Source organism: Cloacibacterium caeni (assembly GCF_907163105.1).
Lineage (GTDB): Bacteria > Bacteroidota > Bacteroidia > Flavobacteriales > Weeksellaceae > Cloacibacterium > Cloacibacterium caeni_A.
The window spans coordinates 2,328,794-2,350,392 of record NZ_OU015321.1 but is presented as its reverse complement, the minus strand read 5'-3'; the positions used below and the strand labels follow the sequence as shown (position 1 = coordinate 2,350,392).

The following is a 21,599-nucleotide window of genomic DNA, read 5'->3' as shown; positions in this document are numbered from 1 at the left end:
TAAAAAATTATGAAAAAAATAATATTATCAGCTTTCGCAATTTCAGCTTTATCATTAGTAAGCTGTAATACAGATTTCGAAAGAGACGTAAATAACATGACTGTTTCTACTGGTAAAGCAGATTTCTCAAAATTTGTATCTGTAGGAAATTCATTAACATCTGGTTTCAGAGATGGTGCCTTATATCTAGACGGACAAAACGAATCATTTCCGTCAATGATCGCAAAACAAATGGGACTAGCTGGAGGTACACAAACCTTCACTCAACCGTTAATGCCAAATAACGTAGGTGGATTCACTAATTTATATGCTGCTTCAGGAAATACAGAGTTTTATGGAAAACTTACGTTAAGCCAAACTCTTTCACCAACTCCTTCAGCTCCAGGTGCTAACCTTGACGTTATTGGTGGTACAGGGAAATACTTTAACAATATGGGCGTTCCAGGTGCTAAATCTTTTCATTTAGTAACTCCAGGTTATGGTAGCGCTGCTAATTTAGCTGCTGGAAAAGCTAATCCTTACTTTGTAAGATTCGCTACATCGGCTACTACAACAGTTTTAGCTGATGCCGCTGCTCAAAAACCAAGTTTCTATACATTATGGATTGGTAATAATGACGTTCTTTCTTATGCAACTTCTGGAGGTTCTGGAGTAGATCAAAAAGGAAATTTAGACCCATCAACTTATGGCTCTAATGATATTTCTGACCCTAACGTTGTAGCAAATGTTATTAAGACAGTAATTACCAGCTTAAAAACAGCAAACGCTAATTCTAAAGGTGCTATTGCAAACATTCCGTATGTTACTTCAATACCCTATTTCACAACTGTCCCTGCAACTCCTATTGCTGGACTAACTGCTACACAAGTGTCACAATTAAATGCAGCTTATGCAACTTACAATGGAGGCTTACTTACGCTTAAGAACCTTGGAGCGATAACTACTGCGGAATACAATGCTAGACTTATCAAGTTTTCTGAAAATGGAGTAAATGGAGCTGTTATCGTAGATAAAGACCTTACAAACTTATCTGCATATAACCTGCCTTCTCTTAGACAGACTACTGCTAAAGATATAATTCTTTTACCAGCATTAACATTGTTAAGAGACACTACAATTAAAGGAGGAACTGCAACTCCACTAGCTGATAAATATGTCTTAACTGAAAAAGAAGCGGCTAAAGTAATCGCTGCAACAGACGCTTACAACGCTTCAATTTCAAGTTTAGCTACTGCATACGGACTAGCATTAGTAGATGCAAATTCTAAAATGAAAGAACTAGGAAGTACTTCTGGCATTCAATACAACGGTGTAAAATACACAGCATCTTTTGTAACAGGTGGTGCATTCTCTTTAGATGGAGTTCATCCTAACGGTAGAGGATATGCACTTATTGCAAACACTTTTATTGACGCAATAAATAAAACTTATGGCTCTACATTGCCTTGGGTTGACATTAATGCTTATTCTGGAGTAACTTTCCCATAATAATAAAAAATAATTTTATAAAAACCACCTGATATTTTTCAGGTGGTTTTATTTTTTTTAAATTTGCCAAACCAAAAAAAGTAAAAATGGCTGATCAAGCAACCTATTTATTTTGCACCAGAACAAGTCGAGATTTAGCAGAAAAAATTGCAAATCACTATGGGCAAGAATTAGGGAAAATTAATTTCCAACAGTTTAGTGACGGGGAATTCGAACCCGTATTAGATCAATCTGTTAGAGGAGGAAGAGTTTTTCTTATAGGCTCTACCTTTCCACCAGCAGACAATCTTCTAGAACTTCTTTTAATGATTGATGCAGCAAAAAGAGCATCAGCAAAGAGTATTACCGTAGTGATTCCGTATTTTGGATTGGCTAGACAAGACAGAAAAGATAAGCCTAGAGCGCCAATCGGAGCAAAATTAGTTGCTAATCTTTTAACTGCAGCCGGCGCAACCAGAATCATGACTATTGATTTACACGCAGACCAAATTCAAGGTTTCTTCGAAATTCCTGTAGACCATCTTTATGCTTCTACCATCTTTGTAGACCACATTAAGTCTTTAAACTTAGACAATCTTACGATTGCTTCACCAGACATGGGTGGCGCAAAAAGAGCGAAAAATTACGCAGGATACCTAAGTGCAGAAGTAGTAATTGCTTATAAAGAAAGAAAAAAAGCAAATGTAGTAGAAGAAATGTTCTTGATTGGTGATGTAAAAGACAGAAACGTTATCCTCATTGATGATATGATAGACACAGCCGGAACACTTTGCAAAGCAGCAGAAATTCTAATGAAAAACGGAGCAAAATCAGTAAGAGCTATGGCAACTCACCCTGTTCTTTCTGGCAAAGCTTATGAAAATATAGAAAACTCTCAGATTAGCGAAGTTATTGTAACTGATACGATTCCAGTGAAATCAGAGCTTTCTTCTAAAATCAAGGTTTTATCTTGTGCAGCACTTTTTGCAGACGTAATGAAAATGGTACACGAGCACAAATCAATTAGTGATAAATTTATTATATAATTTTTTTCACTATATTTGCAGCCTGAAAAATTTAACACACTTAAATATTTTTTAAATGAAATCTATTACAATTCAAGGTACAAAAAGAGAAAGCGTGGGCAAAAAGTCTACCAAAGCTCTACGTGATGCTGAATTAGTTCCTTGTGTTGTTTATGGAGGTGAGCAACCAATCAATTTCTCTTCTACTGAGAAATCTTTCAAAGACTTGGTTTACACTCCAGATGCACACACGGTAGTAATTGAGCTAGATGGTCAAAAAATTGATGCTGTTTTACAAGACATCCAATTTCACCCAATTACAGACAAAATTCTTCACGCAGACTTCTATCAATTAAGCGCTGATAAACCAGTAGTTATGGAAGTTCCTGTAAGAATTACCGGTCGTGCAAAAGGTGTTTTAGCGGGTGGTGTTTTAAGACAATCTTTCAGAAAATTAAGATTGAAAGCTATTCCTGCTAACTTACCAGACGAAATCGTAGTAGATGTTACTCCACTTAGAATTGGTAACAAATTATATGTAGGAGACATCAAAAACGATCAATACACTTTCTTACATCCAGATAACGCAGTAGTAGCTGCTGTGAAGATGTCTAGAAATGCTATGAAAAATGCTGGTGCAATGGTAGAAGATGATGAAGATGAAGAAGAAGTAGCAACTGATGCAGCTCCAGAAGCAGAAGCTCCTGCAGCAGAATAATTAGAGAATCTTTTTTCTACATATAAAACCATTCCGAATATCGGGATGGTTTTTTTATTTTATAAACTTTTGTAATTTTTTATTTTTAAATTTAACTTTCCTTAAAAAGAACAATCAAACCATTGAAAACTAAATTATGAAGTGTAAAGACGACGAAATCATCAGCTTGATGTTGCAGCCCAATTCTTCGGAAAAAGGACTTCGTGCGATGATGGATACCTATCAAAGTCGGCTTTATTGGCATATTAGAAGGTTAATTGTACAACATGACCTTGCGCAAGATGTGTTGCAAGACACTTTTATTAAGGCATATAACAATTTTGGGCAATTCAAGCAAGACAGTAAATTGTACACTTGGCTCTACAGAATCGCTACCAATGAAGCGCTTCAGCAGTTGGCAAAATTAAAAAAAATGCAAAAAACAGACGAAGATGCAGAGTATTACATGCAAAACTTAGTCGCCCAAAATGCAGAACATGATGCAGAAGAAATTCAAGTTTTATTGCAGAAAGCCATTCAAACATTGCCAGAGAAACAAAAATTAGTTTTCAATATTAGATATTATGACGAATTGCCTTTCGAAGAAATAAGTAATATTCTAGAAATGAGCGTAAGTACTTGCAAAACCAATTACCACTACGCCAAAGAAAAAATAGAAAACTACATCAGAGAAAACTACGAATCATAAGAAAATTTAAAAATTTTAGAAAATGAAAGATTTTAATATAGAACAATTAGCTAAAAAAACACCCTACAAAATTCCCGAAAACACCTTCGAGGAAATGCAGGAAAACGTGCTTAATAAAACAGTAAGAAAGAAAGAACATCACCCGAAGATTTTTAAAATCAATTTTTCTATGGTAACTTCTATTGCTGCCGCTTTAGCATTAATTTTTGGCTTTACTTTCTTATGGAAAACCAACCAAACAGAATTTTCTAAACCAAGTCAAGATTCAGTGCAATCCATAACCAAAGTAGAAACTACACAGCCAAAACCAGAACAAAATAACACCCAAAATTCATCACAAAATATTGTTAAAGAAAACAATAGTGAAGTTGCTCATACCCAAAACCCAGAAATTACAGAACAAATTGTGAATTCTAAAAACACTGATGAAAATTATGAGCAACTTCTTAATTCTTTGACTCAAGAAGAATTGGCAGAATTATCAAAAAACACCAGTCACGACATCTATTTAGACCTTTATAACTAAATCTATTATGAAAAATTTTATCTATACCCTTCTATTTTTTGGAACCTTTATGAGTTTTAAAGCTCAAGAAAAACCAAATTTTAGAGAAATGACACCAGAACAGCGCAGAGAATACATCAGACAAATGTCTCCTGAGCAAAGAAAGCAATTGATGGAGGATGCGGCTACCATGATGGCCATCAAAAATTTACAAGTCCCTGCTGAAAAACAAGAAGCTTTTAAAATCCTTCTAAAAGAATATCTAGAAAGTCAAAAAACCATCAAAAATAAATTCAGAGCAGATTTCTCTCAAGAAAACCTTTCTGATGCAGAAGCGAAGAAAATGCTGAACCAAAGCTTTGACTTAGGCCAACAACTGCTTAACAACCGAAAAGTCTATGCTGATAAGTTTCTCAAAATTTTAACACCTCAACAAGTGCTGAAACTTTTTAATCAAGAAGGAAGAATGCGCGAAAAATTTATGGAACGCAGACAAAAAATGGGACCACCAAAAGGTCGCGAACCGATGCCAAATCCTTAAAATCTTTAAAATATACTCCGAAAATCAATTCGGAGTTTTTTATTTTTAGGATTTTACCTTAAAATCAATATCTTTGCAAATCATTGAAAAAGAAGAATGAAGAACATTAGAAATTTTTGCATAATCGCACATATCGACCACGGGAAATCTACCCTTGCTGACAGACTTTTAGAATATACCAATACGGTTTCTCAAAGAGAGTTGCAAGCGCAAACTCTTGACGATATGGATTTGGAAAAAGAGCGTGGAATTACCATAAAATCTCACGCCATTCAAATGGATTATGAATATAAAGGCGAAAAATATATTCTCAACCTGATCGATACACCGGGACACGTAGATTTTTCTTACGAAGTATCTCGTTCTATCGCTGCTTGTGAAGGAGCACTACTCATTGTAGATGCTGCACAAAGCATTCAGGCACAAACGATTAGCAACTTGTATTTAGCGCTAGAAAACGATTTGGAAATTATTCCAATCTTGAATAAAATAGACTTACCTTCTGCTAATCCGGAAGAAGTTACCGATGAAATCGTAAATCTTTTGGGTTGTAAACCAGAAGATGTTTTGCGTGTTTCTGGGAAAACAGGAGCTGGTGTTCATGAATTGCTTGAACAAATTGTAGAAAGAATTCCTGCGCCAAAAGGTGACGAAAATGCGCCGCTTCAAGCATTAATTTTTGACTCTGTTTACAATCCTTTCCGTGGAATTGAAGCTTACTTTAAAGTAGTAAACGGTAAAATTTCTAAAGGTGAGAAAGTAAAATTCATGGCGACGGATAAAGTCTATGAAGCAGATGAAGTAGGAACGCTGAAACTAAAACAAGCTCCAAAATCTGAAATTAAATGTGGAGACGTAGGCTATATTATTTCTGGGATTAAAGATGCTAGAGAAGTAAAAGTAGGTGATACCATTACTTCTATGATAAATCCTGCAACCGAAGCAATTGATGGTTTCGAAGATGTAAAACCAATGGTTTTCGCGGGAATTTATCCTATTGAATCTGAAGATTTTGAAGAATTAAGATTTTCTCTAGAAAAATTAAGACTGAATGATGCTTCTTTGGTTTTCGAGCCAGAAAGTTCTGCAGCACTTGGTTTCGGTTTCCGTTGTGGTTTCTTAGGAATGCTTCACATGGAAATTGTACAGGAACGTCTTGATAGAGAGTTCAACATGAACGTAATTACTACGGTTCCTAACGTTTCTTACTACGGATATTCTAAAAAAGAACCGAATGTTCCGATTTTGATTAATAACCCGTCAGAAATGATGGATCCTATTGCTCTTGATCGTGTAGAAGAACCTTATATCAAAGCTACCATTATTACAAAATCTGATTTTGTAGGTGCTGTGATGACGCTTTGTATCGAAAAACGTGGCGAAATTGTAAACCAATCTTATTTGACTTCAGACCGTGTAGAATTGGTATTTAACATGCCTTTATCAGAAGTTGTTTTTGATTTTTATGACAGATTAAAATCAATTTCTAAAGGTTATGCTTCATTTGATTACCATCCAATTGGTTTTAGAGCTTCTAAATTGGTGAAAATGGACATTTTAATCAATGGAGATATGGTAGATGCACTTTCTTCGTTAATTCACGACAGCAACGCATATTACATTGGTAAAAAAATGTGCGAAAAACTAAGAGAATTGATTCCTCGTCAACAGTTTGATATTGCAATTCAGGCTGCTCTTGGTGCAAAAGTTATCGCCCGTGAAAACGTAAAAGCGTTGAGAAAAGACGTTACCGCAAAATGTTATGGTGGTGATATTTCCAGAAAGCGTAAACTCCTAGAAAAGCAGAAAGAAGGAAAGAAAAAGATGAAGCAAATTGGTAGAGTCGAAGTTCCACAATCTGCATTTATGGCAGTTTTGAAATTGAATGATTAAACGTAGGGACAAGTAGCGACTTGTCTTTACTTTAAATACCAATCCACAGAAATTTCTGTGGATTTTTTATTTCTAATAATCCATAATATATCTATTCCTTTGATTTTCAATAATTTTATAATCAATAGAAATATCAAATTCTTTGGAAGAAGCATCATAAAATTTCACTTTAGCTTTATGCGTTTTTCCTTTTTTGAAATAAGGGTAAGCGTACACTAAAATTTCGTTGGGTTTAAGTTCAAAATAGCTATAGAAATTAGTTTCTATTCCGCAAATCATATAATTACTGTTTCTGAGATAATAGAAATTTTTTCTCTCATTATCAAAAGTATAAAAAGCTACGCCTGTAGCTTCGGTTGGAATTTTTAAAGTTTTTTTAGAAATATTTTTAATAAAAACTGGAAACGCTTTAAACGTTTTAAATTGATGGCTTATATAATCTTGTTTATAAATAGGAATTGTATCTTTTTGTTTTACAATGATTTCAAGATTTTTATTGGTTAAAGAATCATAAGGCTCATTTTCTTTAGACAAAGAAATTTTCAATAAATTTCGTTTAAAATATGGTTTTTGACTTAAATAAATAGAATCAATTTCTTTTTTTATTATCTCATTAAAAGATTTATCTATCTTATTGAATTTCCTCGGAGGAGGAGGTGGTGGTAGAATACTTTCATAATATTTTACATCAATTTTTGGAATAATTTTTCCAACATATATTAAATTATCACCACCTAAATTACCATCTTCATTAAACTCCTGTATTTTCATTTGAGTATTTTTCGGGTAAACCAGGGTAATGTCATCAGCAAAAGTTTTCTCTTGACAACTAATGATTAACATTGAAATAAATAGAAGATAGAATGTTTTCATTTTTTAGTTTTATCAAAGATATAAAATTAATACCTTCGCTTAAATTTCTATTCAATGAAAAAAATCACGCTACTTTTCCTCTTTCAAACCGTATTTTCTTTTGCTCAAGATTTCAAAACACCTTACGAAAAAGGCAACGGAAATCAAACCACCACCTACGAAGAAATGGTGAAATTCTATGACGATTTAGACAAAAACTTCGAAAGCATTTCTGTAGTAGAAAAAGGAAAAGATGACAACGGAGAACCTATTAGAGTCGTAATTTTTGATAACTCAAAAAAACAAAATATTCACGTAATTTTCATCAATAATGGAATTCATCCTGGTGAAAGTGACGGAATTGATGCTACAATGATGCTGATGCGAGATTTGGCTTTAGGAAAAATAAAAGTTCCACAAAACACCAAAGTTGTAGCTATAGAAGCGTATAATATTTCTGGAATGCTGAGAAGAGGGAAATTTTCAAGAGCTAATCAAAACGGACCAGAAGAACACGGTTTTCGTGGGAATGCCAGAAATTTTGATTTGAACAGAGATTTCATCAAAAATGATACAGAAAATGCCAAAGCTTTTCAAGAGATTTTTCATTGGCTAAAACCGATTTATTTCATTGATAATCACGTAAGTAATGGAGCAGATTATCAGTACACTTTCACGTATATTTCTACCAATAAAGAAAGATTGGGCAATTCTCTCGGAACGTATTTTCACAATGAAATGCAACCGAAACTGATTCAAAATATGGAGAAATCTAAAATTTTGAACGTTCCTTACGTCAATATTCACGGAGATTCTCCCGATGAAGGATTTCCAGCATTTATGGATTCTCCTCGTTATGCAACAGGTTACACTACCCTTTTCAATATTCCGGGAACCGTGGCAGAAACGCACATGCTAAAACCTTACCAAGACCGCGTAAAAGCAACGTATGAATACATGAGACACTCCATCAATTTTGTAGATGAAAATTACTTAGATATTTCTAAAAAAATGATGGAAGAATTAACCAATTATTTACCAAATAAAAAATACGCAATTCGTTGGAAATTAGACAGTACAAAATACAGTTTTATTGATTTCAAAGGTTATGAAGCTGGAAAAAAACCAAGTGAAATTTCTGGAAAACCAAGACTTTTCTACGACAGAAATAAACCTTTCACCAGAAAAGTAAAATTCTTTGACACTTACAAAGCTGATAAAGAAATTACAATCCCAACTTATTACGTGATTCCAAAATCTGAAGGGAAAATCATAGAAAATTTAAAACGCAATCAAATCAAATTCAAAGAATTACAATCAGATTCTTTGATAACAGTTGAGTCTTATAAAATCGTAGATTTTAAAACCGTAAAAAATCCTTACGAAGGTCATTACTTACATTTTGATACTCAAGTTTCATCAGAATTAAAGACTAAAAAATTCAGAAAAGGAGATTATTTGGTTTCTACAAAACAAGAAGGCGTTAAATTCCTTTTAGAAACTCTGGAACCAGAAGCAGTTGACTCTTATTTCAATTGGAACTATTTCGATGGAATTTTGGGACAAAAAGAGTATTTTTCTGACTACGTTTTCGAAGATACTGCTGCCGAATTATTAAAAACCAACAAAGCGTTAAAAACTGCTTTTGAACTGAAAAAAGCTTCAGATGCTAAATTTGCAGAAGATGGAGCAGCGCAATTAGATTGGGTGTACAAAAATTCTGAATATTACGAAGGTACTGTAAATCAATATCCTATTTATAGAATTCGGTAATTTAAAAATAGATTTTTAAACCATTAAGCAAGAATTAAGAGATTAAGTTTATTAAGAAAAAATCTCGAAGAATGGAAACTTATTTTTCTTAATTCCTTAATAAACTCTTAATGTTAAAAAAAGGTTTTCAACGTTTTAAAAATCAAGAACAGCCACAATCTTTGTCGCAATGCGTTCTTTTACTATCAAATTTTTTTGGAGAAAAAGTTTTTTTAATAATTTTATAAATAGAATAACTTGCCGCTAATAAAGCCGCAAAAATGATAACGTATTGAAGGACTAAACTTTCCATGACAAAAATCTTATGACAAAATTACATAATTATTTTGAATTATTCTAAATAAAGATTAAATTTGTAACATGGATTTCAGAACTAACCCTTATTTCAATCTTGTTGTTCCAACTTTTGAGAGCAAAAACTACGAACAATATTGTGGTAAAAAGAAATGTTGCAAGAAATTTAAGAAAGGGAAAAGATGTAAAAAATGCCCAGGAAGAGATAAAATTTCTTAAAACTAAATCACATTTCTTTCTTATCTTTGAATAAATTCATTTATTATGAACAGAGATTATATATTTGATTTGCTGAATCAGCAAATTGCAAAAGAACAATATGCGGCGCAATTGTATCTATCGATGAGCGCTTGGTTCTTAGAACAAGATTTAGACGGAATTGCCAATTATTTCAGAGTTCAATCTAAAGAAGAACTGATGCATTCAGAAAAATTCTTTGATTATTTGAACGATATCGGTGGAAGAATTGTACTACAAGAAGTAAAACAACCTCCTCATGATTTCAAAGATGCTTTAGAAATTTTTGAAAAAGCTTTAGAGCACGAAAAATTAGTAACCAAAAGTATTTTTGACATTGTAAAAGCTGCTAATGACGCAGGAGATTACTCTACTGCAGCTTTCTTACAATGGTTTGTGAATGAACAGGTAGAAGAAGAAGCCAATGCTTCTCAATTGATTTCGAAAATTAAAATGGTTAAAGACAATCCTTCTGCTTTGTATCTTTTTGATCAAGAACTGGCGAAACGCGTTTTCGTAGCTGAATAAAATGAAAAACTGCTTTTAAAAGCAGTTTTTTTTATTTGAAAAATTGGTAAACCAACATGGAAGCTAGATAAGCTAAACCAGACATGAAAACCAACTGAATCGCCGTCCATTTCCAAGATTTTGTTTCTCTATAGACTACTGCAATCGTAGAGATACATTGCATCGCAAAAGCGTAGAATATAAGTATGGAAAGTCCTGTTGCAAAACTGAATACTTTCTCGCCATTCGGTTTTACATCACTTCTCATTTTTTCGATGACCGATTTTTCTGGTGCATCATCATCAAGACTGTAAAGTGTTGACATTGTGCCAACAAACACTTCTCTCGCTGCAAAACTGGTAAGAATTCCTACTCCCATTTTCCAATCGTAACCCAATGGTGAAATCACAGGTTCCATTTGCTTGCCGATTTTAGCCAAATAAGAATTTTCTAATTTCACATCTGAATGATGTTCCAAAATATGGAAATCATCCTTCGGTCCGAAATAACTTAAAAACCAAAGAATTACACTTACCGCCAAAATGATTTTTCCAGCTCCCGTAATAAATTCCCAAACTTTACCTAAAACCAATTTGAAATCATATTTCCAAAGTGGCATTTTATAAGTTGGCAAATCCATTACCAAGAAGGTTTTTCCTTTATTTTTAATGAAATATTTTAAAATAAATGCGGCTAAAAGCGAAGTCGCAAATCCTAAGAAATACATTCCTAGAAGTGCAATCGCTTTATATTTTACGCCAAAGAAAGTTCCATCGGTAAAAATAAGCGAAATAATGATGCTGTAAACCGGAAGTCTTGCAGAACACGTCATAAAAGGTGTAATCAAAATTGTAATCAATCGCTCTTTTACGTTTTCGATGTTTCTGGTACTCATAATTGCAGGAATCGCACAAGCTGTTCCCGAAACGAGCGGAACAATACTTTTTCCGTTTAAACCAAACGGTCGTAAGAATCTGTCCATCAAGAAAATAACTCTCGCCATGTAACCAGAATCTTCTAATAAATACAAGAAATATAAAAGAATCCCAATTTGTGGGGCAAAAATCACTATTCCGCCTATTCCTGGAATAATTCCGTCAGAAATTAATGAATTCAATGGACCTTCTGGAAGCCAAGTTCTGGAAGTTTCTGATAGCCATGCAAAAGCAGCATCAATCCAATTCATAGGATATTCTGCGATGAAAAAAACACTTTGGAAAATGGTGAGTAAAATAATCCCAAAAACCAAATATCCTAAAACAGGATGTACTAAAACTTTATCTAATTTTTCGGTGAGAAGTTCCTTGAACTGAGGTTTTTTAGAAATCGTTTGCGAAATAATTCCGTCTATTTGTTGGTATCTTCTGATGGTTTCCTGCACTTGTAAACGCTTCGGAACCATACATTTTCTGTCTTCTTGATTCAGTTGTGTTTTTACACTTTCTAATTTGCCGAGATAAGTATCTGCAGCAATAAGCGTCCAAACTTTATAGAAATTATTCTCTTCGATTTGTCTTGAAATCTTGAAAACCAATCCTAAATTTTCTGAAGGAATATCAAAATAAGGCTTATCCGAAACCGAAAATTCATCTTTAAAAATAGATTCTCTTATTTCATCAATCCCAATATTTTTTTTGGCATTGGTTTCTAGAATATTTTGACCTAGAAGTTCGCTCAGTTTTTTAGAATCGATGTGTAAACCTCTTTTCTCCGCCAAATCGACTTGGTTAATCACCATCAAAACAGGAATTCCCAAATCTTTGATTTGCTGATAAAGCAGTAAGCTTCTTTTGAGATTCAGCGCATCTGCAATGTAAATTACACCGCTGTATTTTTCTTGTTCTTCAATCAAATATTTAGTGAAAATAGCCTCGTCTTCAGAAGTGGGATAAATGCTGTAAGAACCTGGCAAATCAACAATTTCTACTTCTTCGTCTTTGTATAGGTAAGTTCCTTCGTGTGAAGCAACAGTAACGCCAGCGTAATTGCCGGTTTTTTGGTTTTTGTTACAAAGCAAATTGAAGATGGTAGATTTTCCTACATTAGGATTTCCTACCAAAAGAATATGTTTTTGTTTTTTTGCTGAGTTCGGCATATGGTTTTCCAAATTTCAGTAGAAATTTTGGTTTAATTTTCTGGTTCTACGAAAATAAATCTCGCTTCTTCTTCACGAAGGGCAACTCTCGTTTTTTCTTCTCCGTATTCTATGTACAGAGGACCGCTAAAAGGCGCTTGATGTAAGATGACGAATGATGTTTCTGGCAATAATCCCATTTCGATAATCTTATTGGGCATCTGCAAGTTTTCGTTATCATAACCTTTGATTTTCCCCTTTTTATTTCGAGGAAAACAGCACAATTTATTTGAAATATTTGTTTGCAAGATTTCTATAATTAATTGAGGAGCAAATATACTTTATTTATTTTAATTCTAAATAAGACTTCTATAATTTTTTTCAAAAGAATTGCTGATTAAAAACATATTCTCACGAAAAACAATACTCAAATTGATGAAATGAAAAAGTATTTTAAAAATTAAACCTTCTTTTCGCAAAAATTCTTCCTAAATTTGTTGAAAACTCATTCATTATGAATATGCTGTACACCAAATCATACGAAACTCCTCTAGGTAAAATGGTGGCTTTTGCCAATCAAAATGCCTTGCTTCTTCTCGATTTTGAAGATTCTAAATATTTTGAAAAGCACATGGAAGAAATTTCGCAAGGTTATGGCGTCATCAAAACATCCAATAACAGAGTTTTAAAACTTCTAGAAAAGGAATTGAGCCAATATTTTAAAGGAAAATTGACAAAATTTACCGTTCCAGTAGAATTTACCGGTACAGATTTTCAGAAAAAAGTTTGGGAAGAGTTGCAAAGCATCAGTTTTGGAGAGTACAGAAGTTATCAATCTCAAGCCGATGCCATGAATCGCCCAAAATCGGTAAGAGCAGTTGCCAACGCCAATTCTAGAAATAAATTATGCTTGGTGGTTCCTTGTCACCGAGTAATTGGCAAAAACCTTTCGCTTACTGGTTATGCTGGTGGTGTAGATAGAAAAGCCGCACTTTTAAAACTTGAAGGAATAGAATTGACGTTCTAAATAAAAAACTCCTCCAAAAATTTGGAGGAGTTATAAATACATCAAAGATGTTTATTTCAGTTCAGAGATAATATTTACGGTTTCTTGTAGGTAAATATCTCTTTTCAGATTTTTCATCCAGTTTTCAGATTTTTTAGCGAAAACCTCATCAGTTTTTCCTCTAGTAACTTCGTCTGCGTGAAGCGCGAAGTTCAATCCGTTATTGTATTTAATCAATGGTTTGAATTTATCAATCTGTGCTTTTCTGGTTTTCATTACTGCTTCAAAATCTTTTAGATTAAGAGAAATCTTTTCTTCTTTGTCTAATTTTTCTCTCCACTGTGCAGATTCTAGCAACAATTGATAAAATTTATTTTGAGCCATTCTTGACTGACTGTTTTTAGCCAAATCTGCAACATTTATTGGATTACTCACCGTAAAACTGCTAGAGTTTACTTGATCCCAAGGTAAAGCATAATTATCAAATCTTTCGCCGATTTCTTCATAAGAGAATACATCTTTCATCGGGATATCAGACTCTACACCTTTTAACTGGGTAGATTTTCCATTAATTCTATAGAATTTCTGAATGGTTAATTTCAATGAACCGAAATCATCTGTACTGTTTAAAAATCTATTCAGTTCTACGAAAGTCTGTACTGTTCCTTTCCCGAAAGAATTAGGAGAACCAACAATCACTGCTCTTCCGTAATCTTTCATCGCACCTGCTAAAATTTCAGAAGCCGAAGCCGAAAGTTCGTTTTGCATGATTACCAAAGGCCCAGTCCAAATTGGGTCATTTTGTTTGTTTCTCATTACCTGAACTCTACCATTTCCGTCTTTTACCTGAACTACAGGTCCGTTATTCATGAAAAGTCCCATAATATCTACCACTTCGGTAAGAGAACCGCCTCCGTTATTTCTTAAATCAAGAATAATTCCTTCTACATTTTGTGCTTTTAGTTTAATGAGTTCTGCTTTTATATCGTCTGAAGCATTTCTTCCTTTAGCATCTTCAAAATCTGCATTGAAACTTGGTAAATTGATGAATCCATATTTTTTTCCATTCGCTCCATTGATGATGATACTTCTCGCAAAAGTGTCTTCTATCGCTACTTCTTCACGGATCATTTTCACTTCTTTGATGGTTCCGTCTTTTTTCTTGAGCGTAAGAACTACTTCTGTTCCTTTTTCGCCACGGATAAAACGCACCGCTTCATCTACCAACATTCCCGTTACATTAATTGGTTCTTCTCCTTTTTTAGACTGAACTTTTAGAATTTCGTCTCCTTCTGAAATCTGTTTCGATTTCCAAGCTGGAGCTCCAACTACCAATGTTCCGATTTTTATTTTTCCTTTGCTTTCTTGAATCGTTGCCCCAATTCCAATTACTTTTCCTACGAAATTCACATCAAAATCTTCTTTGTCTTGAGGTGAAAAATAATTGGTATGAGGATCAAAAACTTCTGTGTAAGCGTTCATGTAAACAGAGAACCAATCCATTTTTTTACGCTTTTGGAATCTCTTAAACATAGAAGTCATTAAATCTTTTACTTCTTCCGTCGCTTTTACTTGTTTCTGCGCAGGTGTAAGAATTTCTAACTTGATGGTATCTTTCAGTTTCAGACGGTTTACACTGTCTTTCTTCTCACGTTGCGTTTCTTCTTTCGCATTGAGCGTTTCTATTTCTTGAAGAATATTGTACTTGATGAATTTTTTCCACTCGTTTTTTAATTCTTCTTGATTCTGAGGATATTTTTTCAGTTTTGGCTCCAGAATTAATTCATCATTTTCTTCAAAATTAATGGGTTTGCTCAAGATTTCCTGAGAATATTTTTCGATTTCTGCGGTTCTGTCGTACAATTTATCAACCGTCAACTTATAAAAAGTTAGGTCGCCTCTGTTCAGATAATCATCTAATTTGGTTCTGTGTTTGCTGAATTCATCTACTTCTGATTGCAGGAAAAATCTTTTTCCTGGGTCTATCATTTCCATGTATTTATCATAAACATCAGCAGAATAAGCATCATTAATCGGCTTAGGTGAATAATGCAGATAAGAAAGCGTATTTTTTACACTTATCATAATCGTTTGCATCTTCTCGTCATCATTCTGCGGTGCATTGAAACAGAACATTAGCGTTACAAGTGGCGCAAAAAATAAAAGTCTATTGAGTTTGAATTTTTTGAACATATTTTTTAATAAAATTATTTACAATAAGTTGGGTTAACTATTGCTTTGTTACAGAATACATTTTTAAATAAAGCTCAAATTTAATGTCTTATTTAAAAATATGATATATTTTTTTGATTTTTTTCTTCGATTTTAAAAATTTACAGAAACAAGAATGTATTTTTCTTAATAATTATACTGTAATCCGAATTTAATCCCAAATTTTTGTGCACCTGGATTTTCTAAATAATTGCCTCTCCAATTGAAATCTATTCTCAGCATTCTGATGTTCCCGAAACCAATATTTTCAATCCCAAAGCCATACTCGTAATAAGGTTTTTGATGTGGCGCAGAAAGCAAGATATTGGTAGAATTAATATTTTTAGACGCATCGCTTAAACTACCGATTGCGGTTCTGTAAAATGCTACTTCTCTCAATTTCAGTTTTTTAATTAAGGGAATATAAGAAAGTAATTTTCCATTAAAATGATGTTCGGCCTGAAAACTAAGGTACTCATCCGTAACAAATTCATAATAATTGAGTAATGAAAACGTGTTGGGCGTAAGCCCGTAAGATTGATTGCCTGGGATTACATTTTGCAAAGCCAAAGGAACCGTATTGAAGTTTTTACCCGCTTCTACATTCAGAATTAATCTTCCGAAACTCTTCAATAAAAATGGCTGATAATAGTAAAACTGCAATTTATTGTAATTAAAATCTGCATTGAAAACGCCTTCTAAACCTCTGGTATATTTCAAAACAAATGTTGGCGCCAAAGTACTATGTTCGTAACGATCTACACCATATTGTGAGAATTTTGCGCCAGGTCTTGCGGTAATGCTCAGTGCTAGTTTACTATCTTTAAGTTCTGAAAAAAGTTGGTTATTTTGATAAAAATCCAGCGAAAATTTAGTCGGATTGGCAGATTTTATGGTTTGATATGTTGCGTCTAATCTTACCGTAAAATTTTTAAAAGGGTCTATAGCTGCAAATGCACTGGTCTGATTTACAGAACTTAAATTAAAATTATTCCCTGAATTAAGAACTCCTGAAGAGGCAAAAGAACGCGTCATAATTCCCTCATCTGTAGTAAGTTGCGCGCCTAATTGCATTACATCTCTTCTGGTGCCAATTCCTATGGTAAATCTATTATCTCGGTTGAACATTTTTCTGGCCTCGAAACCGTATTTTATCTGCCCGTCTTTAAATCCGTAGGCGGTATAAAATGCAGCCCTCCACATATCATTTGGCGAAAAAAAGGTTCTTGCGCCAACCCTCACCCTAAAGCCTTCAACATCATTAAAACCAATGGTAGAATACAAATCGCCAATATCAATAGCGTTCCCAACGTTGTAATAGCCAGATGCAAGCGTTTCATAAAGCTTTACAGCTCTTTTAAATTTCGGAACATTATTAAGCTCATCCATCATTACATAAATGTTCTTTTCTGATTCAGAAAGTGGTGTTTTTCTGTTTTCTTCCCAAAAATTTTCGTCTTTTTGCAACTGTTCATCGCTTAGAAATTCCGTTTTCTGTTCAAATACCTCATCTTTTAAATTTTGATTGAATAAATAATCAGAAAAAGTAGTATTCTTTTTGATTACCAAGCTTTTAGACTTGTCTTTTTTACTTAAGATAGACATTTGTATTTCCTGATAATTTTTCTTTGGCAAGAAAATACTATCATTTGGGTTATCAAAATCCAACTCATTATAAAAATTGTTCACAAAATTTACGTTTAGGTTTTTGCTAGATTTCAAAGTAGCTCTTACAACCGCATAATTTTCTTTAGAAATATACAACATCCCATAAATAGACAAAACATCTTTTCTTTTTGGAGTATATTTTATTCTATAACAATCTACACTATTGTAATTTTGGTCTGATAAAAGTTCATAATCATAACTCATAAAACCATCCTTCGCAACAGGACTTGTAAAGCCTATGTTAAAGAAATTCAGAATATTATCATAAATATTAATGTCTTTATAAAGGTTTTTAGCAGTATTGGCGACTACTTCGTTACTAGAAAATCCTGAAGCTTTATTGGCTAAAACTTCTTTTTTCTCTTTTTTTACAGGTTCTTTTTTACCCCAATTTTTATAGACCGTTTCATTAAAATAAATAGGTAAAGACAATTTATTATCAACAGTATCCGCATATTTAAAAATAAAATCTACTTTGTTGAAAATTTTCTTTTGCGTAAAAGTACTGTCTAAATTAATAACATCTACCTGTATTTTTTCGTACTCATTATACTGATAGTCTTGAAACTGAGAAAGACCATTGTTTTTCTTGTGTTTCCACACTTGTTGCAAGATTTCGTATGCAGGATTGTCTTTTTTCTTCAATTTCTTTTTTGAAGATTTTATAACTACTGCATCAATATTTTTCTCTTTAATCTGAGAAAAAGCTACAATTGGTATAAGAAAAGTAAAGACTAAAAGTAGTTTAAAATAGTTCATATTCTTCGGTATTAAATATCCTTTCAATTTTTGTTAATAAACAAGGGCGCAAATTAATATTAATTTTGATTTATTTTTGTAACCAAAATTTCATTATTCATTATATTTAAAATTTATAAATACAATCATTAAACGAAAAAACTTTCGTTTTTATTCTGAAAACTGTGTTTTCGCACTTCAGAAAACAATTAGGCCTGTGTTTTGTATGACAAACAAAATATTCTTCAAAAATTACGAAAAAATTAATCGGATTAAAAAAGCAATAATCTTACCATTTTATAGTAAAAATCTGTTTTTAATAAATTAATTTTGTCTGAAATCTAATTTTAAGAAGAAAATCGCACTAATTAAATTGATAATCAATCCCCAAAAAAGTTTGCGAAACTACAAAAATCAATAAAAATAATTTTTAGAATGAAAAAACCTTTGATATTAGTTACCAATGATGACGGAATTACCGCACCAGGAATTAGAAATCTGGTAAACTTTATGAACGAAATAGGCGAAGTTGTGGTTGTAGCACCCAATTCTCCACAATCTGGAAAAGGACATGCCATTACCATCAATTCTACCCTTACTTTCGAAGAAATCAATTTAGAAGGACCTCAGCGTGATTATTCACTGAGCGGAACTCCTGTAGATTGCGTAAAATTTGCTTTAGATAAAGTCTTGACCAGAAAACCAGATTTAGTGGTTTCGGGAATTAATCACGGTGCCAATTCTTCGATTAATGTCATTTATTCTGGTACCATGTCTGCCGCAGTAGAAGCAGGTGTAGAAGGTTTACAGTCTATAGGATTTTCTCTGCTGGATTTTGCGTGGGATGCAGATTTCTCACAATGCAAAGACTATATCCAGAATATTGTGAAAAAAGTTTTAGAAAATCCTTTACCAAAAGGAATTGTGCTGAATGTGAACATCCCGAAACTGAAAAAAGAAGAAATAAAAGGCATCAAAGTTTGCAGACAAGCCCAAGCAAAATGGGAAGAAAGCTTTGACGAACGTGTAAATCCTCACGGCAAAAAATACTATTGGCTCACTGGTTATTTTAACAACCAAGACGAAGGAAAAGATGCCGATGAAAACGCACTTGCCGATGGTTACATCTCTGTAGTTCCCGTGAAATTTGATTTAACTGCCCACGAATATTTGCAGGAGTTGGGAGAGGTTTTGAATACTCCTATATGAAATATCATCGGTCGAAAAAATAGAAAGAAATTATACTTAAACTTTGGCTATCGAAAATCATTGATTAAATTTGCCAAAATTTGGCAAATTAATTAATTATGCAGACAATTGGAACTACTTTTAAAAAAAATAAGAGAAGAAAGCAACTTACTTTTGGAAGACATAACCAAAAGGACAGGGATAAGTAAAGCTGTTCTTAGTCGAATAGAAAATGGTAAACGCTTGCCTACAAGAGAGCAAGTAAACCAACTTTGCAAATATTATAAAACTGAAAAAAATGAGATTATCGTTCAGTGGCTTAGCGACAAACTTCTTTATGAAGTAAAAGACGAAGATTTTGCATTGCAAGCAATGCAGATAGCAGAAGATAAAATAAAATACGGAACAAGTTCAAACGGACAAACAAATGATTTTGTATTATCCCTTAATGAACACAAACAAAAAAGAAAAATTAACGACTTTGTAAACAAAGTAGTTCAAGGTGATTGTTTGGAAGTAATGCAATCAATTCCTAATAAATCCATAGATATGATACTTTGTGATTTACCTTATGGTACAACGCAAAACAAATGGGACTCTGTAATTGATTTACAGAAACTTTGGGCTGAATATGAGAGAATAATCAAAGATAATGGTGCAATAGTTTTGACTTCCCAAGGAATTTTTACTGCAAAATTGATTTTAAGCAACGAGAAATTATTTAAGTATAAAATTACTTGGATAAAATCAAAATCAACCAACTTTTTAAATGCTAAAAAACAACCGCTACGCAAACATGAGGACATCTGTATTTTTTACAAGAAACAACCAACATACAATCCTCAAATGACAGTAGGCGAACCATACGATAAAGGCATTAGAAAAGACCAATACACAGGTAGTTATGGAGATTTCAAACCGAGACACGTTAAAAGTAATGGTGAGAGATACCCGAATGATGTTGTTTGTTACGAAGAACAACCCGTTGACGATTTTGTATATGTAAAAACAGCTGAATCTGAAGGTCCTGTTTTGCACTCAACACAAAAGCCAATTGAACTGGGTAGATATTTAATAAAAACTTACACCAAACCTGGTGATGTAATTCTTGACAATTTTTTTTATTTGGGCGTTCCCCTATCGGGTCGGGTTATTCGTTCCAAGTCCTCGCTACGCTGCGGGCTTTCCACTTCTATCCCTAACGCAATTAAATCCGCAGCATAATGGCAGATACATTGACATATTTAGATATTGCTTATAAAATTCTTAAAGAAGAAAATAAAGCTCGTTCACTTCATTACAAGGTTATCGCAAAAAGGGCTTTTAAACTTGGTTTAATTGAAAGTGATGATTTAATTATCTCTGGCAATATTTCATCTGCAATTAATGCGGATATAAGAAAAAGCAAAATAGAAGGAGAAGAATCAAAATTCATAACATACGGAAAAGGACAATATGGATTATCGGAAAATGAACCCAAAGGAATATTTGCTGAAATACGAGACAAGAATAATCAAGTAAAACGACAATTACTCGAAGCATTATTAGCAATGCCACCATTTAGTTTCGAAGAATTAGTTGGTGAAGTTTTGAGGAATCTTGGCTTTGAAAACATTACAGTTACAAGCAAGTCAGGAGATGGAGGAATAGATGTAACTGGCGAACTTGTTGTTGCAGGAGCTATTAAAAACAGTGTATGTGTTCAAGTAAAAAGATGGAGAAATAATGTGCAAAGAGCTAGTATTTCTGAACTTAGAGGTAGTTTAAGGCCACACCAAACAGGTTTATTTATAACAACATCTGATTTTTCAAAACCATCAATAGAAGAAGCAAACGACCCATATAAAGCACCTATTTCGCTAATTAACGGAAAAGAATTTGTTGATATACTTTGTGATTATGGAATTGGCGTTACAGCCGAAGAAGTCATTATCTATGACATAGATGATGAAAATGGACTTATAGATATTCCTGGACAAGTAGAAGTTGATGAAGAAGGAATTGAAATCTTCACTAAATACAAAGGACAAGAACATTATGCAATTTATTTTTCCCCTTCAAAAGTGATATACAATAATGAAGTTTTTAAATCTCCTTCAGCAGCAGGAACAAAGGTTCAAAATGGATTGCCTGTGAATGGTTGGAAATTTTGGAAATTCATTGATGAAAAAGATGGTAAAACTTATCCAATAGATAGATTAAGAGAAAAATAAA

The 21,599-nt window shown here is 33.2% G+C and carries 18 protein-coding genes; 13 read left to right on the top strand and 5 right to left on the bottom strand.

The genetic code is table 11. The annotated features are described in order from the left end of the window. Positions 1-9: 9 nt before the first annotated feature. The 7 genes from KKQ76_RS10965 to lepA all read left to right on the top strand — a co-directional run bounded on the left by KKQ76_RS10965 (position 10) and on the right by lepA (position 6,837). On the top strand, positions 10-1,488 hold the full coding sequence (locus KKQ76_RS10965) for an SGNH/GDSL hydrolase family protein (protein WP_213197174.1): 1,479 nt from the start codon (positions 10-12) through the stop codon (positions 1,486-1,488). 86 nt (positions 1,489-1,574) lie between these two features. Continuing rightward, positions 1,575-2,513 (top strand): ribose-phosphate pyrophosphokinase, encoded by a 939-nt coding sequence (locus KKQ76_RS10960; protein ID WP_213197173.1) that lies wholly within the window; start codon positions 1,575-1,577, stop codon positions 2,511-2,513. Between the two features lie 55 nt (positions 2,514-2,568). Then, positions 2,569-3,210, top strand: coding sequence for a 50S ribosomal protein L25/general stress protein Ctc (locus KKQ76_RS10955; protein ID WP_213197172.1), 642 nt, complete (start codon positions 2,569-2,571; stop codon positions 3,208-3,210). Positions 3,211-3,346: 136 nt separating this feature from the next. Next, positions 3,347-3,898: an RNA polymerase sigma factor gene (locus KKQ76_RS10950; RefSeq protein ID WP_069799924.1), complete on the top strand. Its 552-nt coding sequence runs from the start codon at positions 3,347-3,349 to the stop codon at positions 3,896-3,898. 22 nt (positions 3,899-3,920) lie between these two features. Then, positions 3,921-4,424, top strand: a complete 504-nt coding sequence (locus tag KKQ76_RS10945) for a hypothetical protein (protein WP_213197171.1) — start codon at positions 3,921-3,923, stop codon at positions 4,422-4,424. A 7-nt stretch (positions 4,425-4,431) separates the two neighbouring features. Beyond that, complete coding sequence (locus KKQ76_RS10940) at positions 4,432-4,944, top strand: hypothetical protein (RefSeq protein WP_213197170.1); 513 nt, start codon at positions 4,432-4,434, stop codon at positions 4,942-4,944. 96 nt (positions 4,945-5,040) lie between these two features. After that, positions 5,041-6,837, top strand: coding sequence for a translation elongation factor 4 (gene lepA, locus KKQ76_RS10935; protein WP_213197169.1), 1,797 nt, complete (start codon positions 5,041-5,043; stop codon positions 6,835-6,837). A 72-nt stretch (positions 6,838-6,909) separates the two neighbouring features. Here the strand turns inward: lepA and KKQ76_RS10930 are convergent, their stop codons facing one another. After that, positions 6,910-7,710 (bottom strand): hypothetical protein, encoded by an 801-nt coding sequence (locus KKQ76_RS10930; protein ID WP_213197168.1) that lies wholly within the window; start codon positions 7,708-7,710, stop codon positions 6,910-6,912. 54 nt (positions 7,711-7,764) lie between these two features. Between KKQ76_RS10930 and KKQ76_RS10925 the strand changes: the two genes are divergently transcribed. Together KKQ76_RS10925 and KKQ76_RS10920 are read left to right on the top strand one after the other, a co-directional pair. After that, positions 7,765-9,462 carry a M14 family zinc carboxypeptidase gene (locus KKQ76_RS10925; RefSeq protein WP_213197167.1) on the top strand — a complete coding sequence of 566 codons (1,698 nt, stop codon included), beginning with the start codon at positions 7,765-7,767 and terminating at the stop codon, positions 9,460-9,462. 558 nt (positions 9,463-10,020) lie between these two features. Beyond that, positions 10,021-10,521 carry a ferritin gene (locus tag KKQ76_RS10920; protein ID WP_213197166.1) on the top strand — a complete coding sequence of 167 codons (501 nt, stop codon included), beginning with the start codon at positions 10,021-10,023 and terminating at the stop codon, positions 10,519-10,521. 31 nt (positions 10,522-10,552) lie between these two features. Here KKQ76_RS10920 and feoB read toward each other — a convergent pair whose 3' ends face one another. Then, positions 10,553-12,595, bottom strand: a complete 2,043-nt coding sequence (gene feoB, locus KKQ76_RS10915; protein WP_213197165.1) for a ferrous iron transport protein B — start codon at positions 12,593-12,595, stop codon at positions 10,553-10,555. Between the two features lie 32 nt (positions 12,596-12,627). After that, the gene (locus KKQ76_RS10910) at positions 12,628-12,882 is read right to left on the bottom strand and encodes a FeoA family protein (protein WP_069799908.1); all 255 of its coding nucleotides are present in this window, start codon (positions 12,880-12,882) and stop codon (positions 12,628-12,630) included. A 206-nt stretch (positions 12,883-13,088) separates the two neighbouring features. On the opposite strand from KKQ76_RS10910, the gene KKQ76_RS10905 reads away from it, so the two are divergent. Next, positions 13,089-13,601: a methylated-DNA--[protein]-cysteine S-methyltransferase gene (locus tag KKQ76_RS10905; RefSeq protein WP_246501396.1), complete on the top strand. Its 513-nt coding sequence runs from the start codon at positions 13,089-13,091 to the stop codon at positions 13,599-13,601. Between the two features lie 51 nt (positions 13,602-13,652). Here KKQ76_RS10905 and KKQ76_RS10900 read toward each other — a convergent pair whose 3' ends face one another. Continuing rightward, positions 13,653-15,773, bottom strand: a complete 2,121-nt coding sequence (locus KKQ76_RS10900) for a carboxy terminal-processing peptidase (RefSeq protein ID WP_213197164.1) — start codon at positions 15,771-15,773, stop codon at positions 13,653-13,655. Positions 15,774-15,938: 165 nt separating this feature from the next. Next, on the bottom strand, positions 15,939-18,218 hold the full coding sequence (locus KKQ76_RS10895) for a DUF5686 family protein (RefSeq protein WP_069799904.1): 2,280 nt from the start codon (positions 18,216-18,218) through the stop codon (positions 15,939-15,941). A gap of 414 nt (positions 18,219-18,632) precedes the next feature. Between KKQ76_RS10895 and surE the strand changes: the two genes are divergently transcribed. The 3 genes from surE to KKQ76_RS10880 all read left to right on the top strand — a co-directional run bounded on the left by surE (position 18,633) and on the right by KKQ76_RS10880 (position 21,598). Further along, positions 18,633-19,406 carry a 5'/3'-nucleotidase SurE gene (gene surE / locus KKQ76_RS10890; protein WP_213197163.1) on the top strand — a complete coding sequence of 258 codons (774 nt, stop codon included), beginning with the start codon at positions 18,633-18,635 and terminating at the stop codon, positions 19,404-19,406. Between the two features lie 108 nt (positions 19,407-19,514). After that, positions 19,515-20,609, top strand: a complete 1,095-nt coding sequence (locus tag KKQ76_RS10885) for a DNA methyltransferase (protein ID WP_213197162.1) — start codon at positions 19,515-19,517, stop codon at positions 20,607-20,609. Beyond that, positions 20,609-21,598, top strand: a complete 990-nt coding sequence (locus KKQ76_RS10880) for a restriction endonuclease (protein ID WP_213197161.1) — start codon at positions 20,609-20,611, stop codon at positions 21,596-21,598. The genes KKQ76_RS10885 and KKQ76_RS10880 overlap by 1 nt, the downstream gene beginning before the upstream one ends. Position 21,599 lies beyond the last annotated feature (1 nt).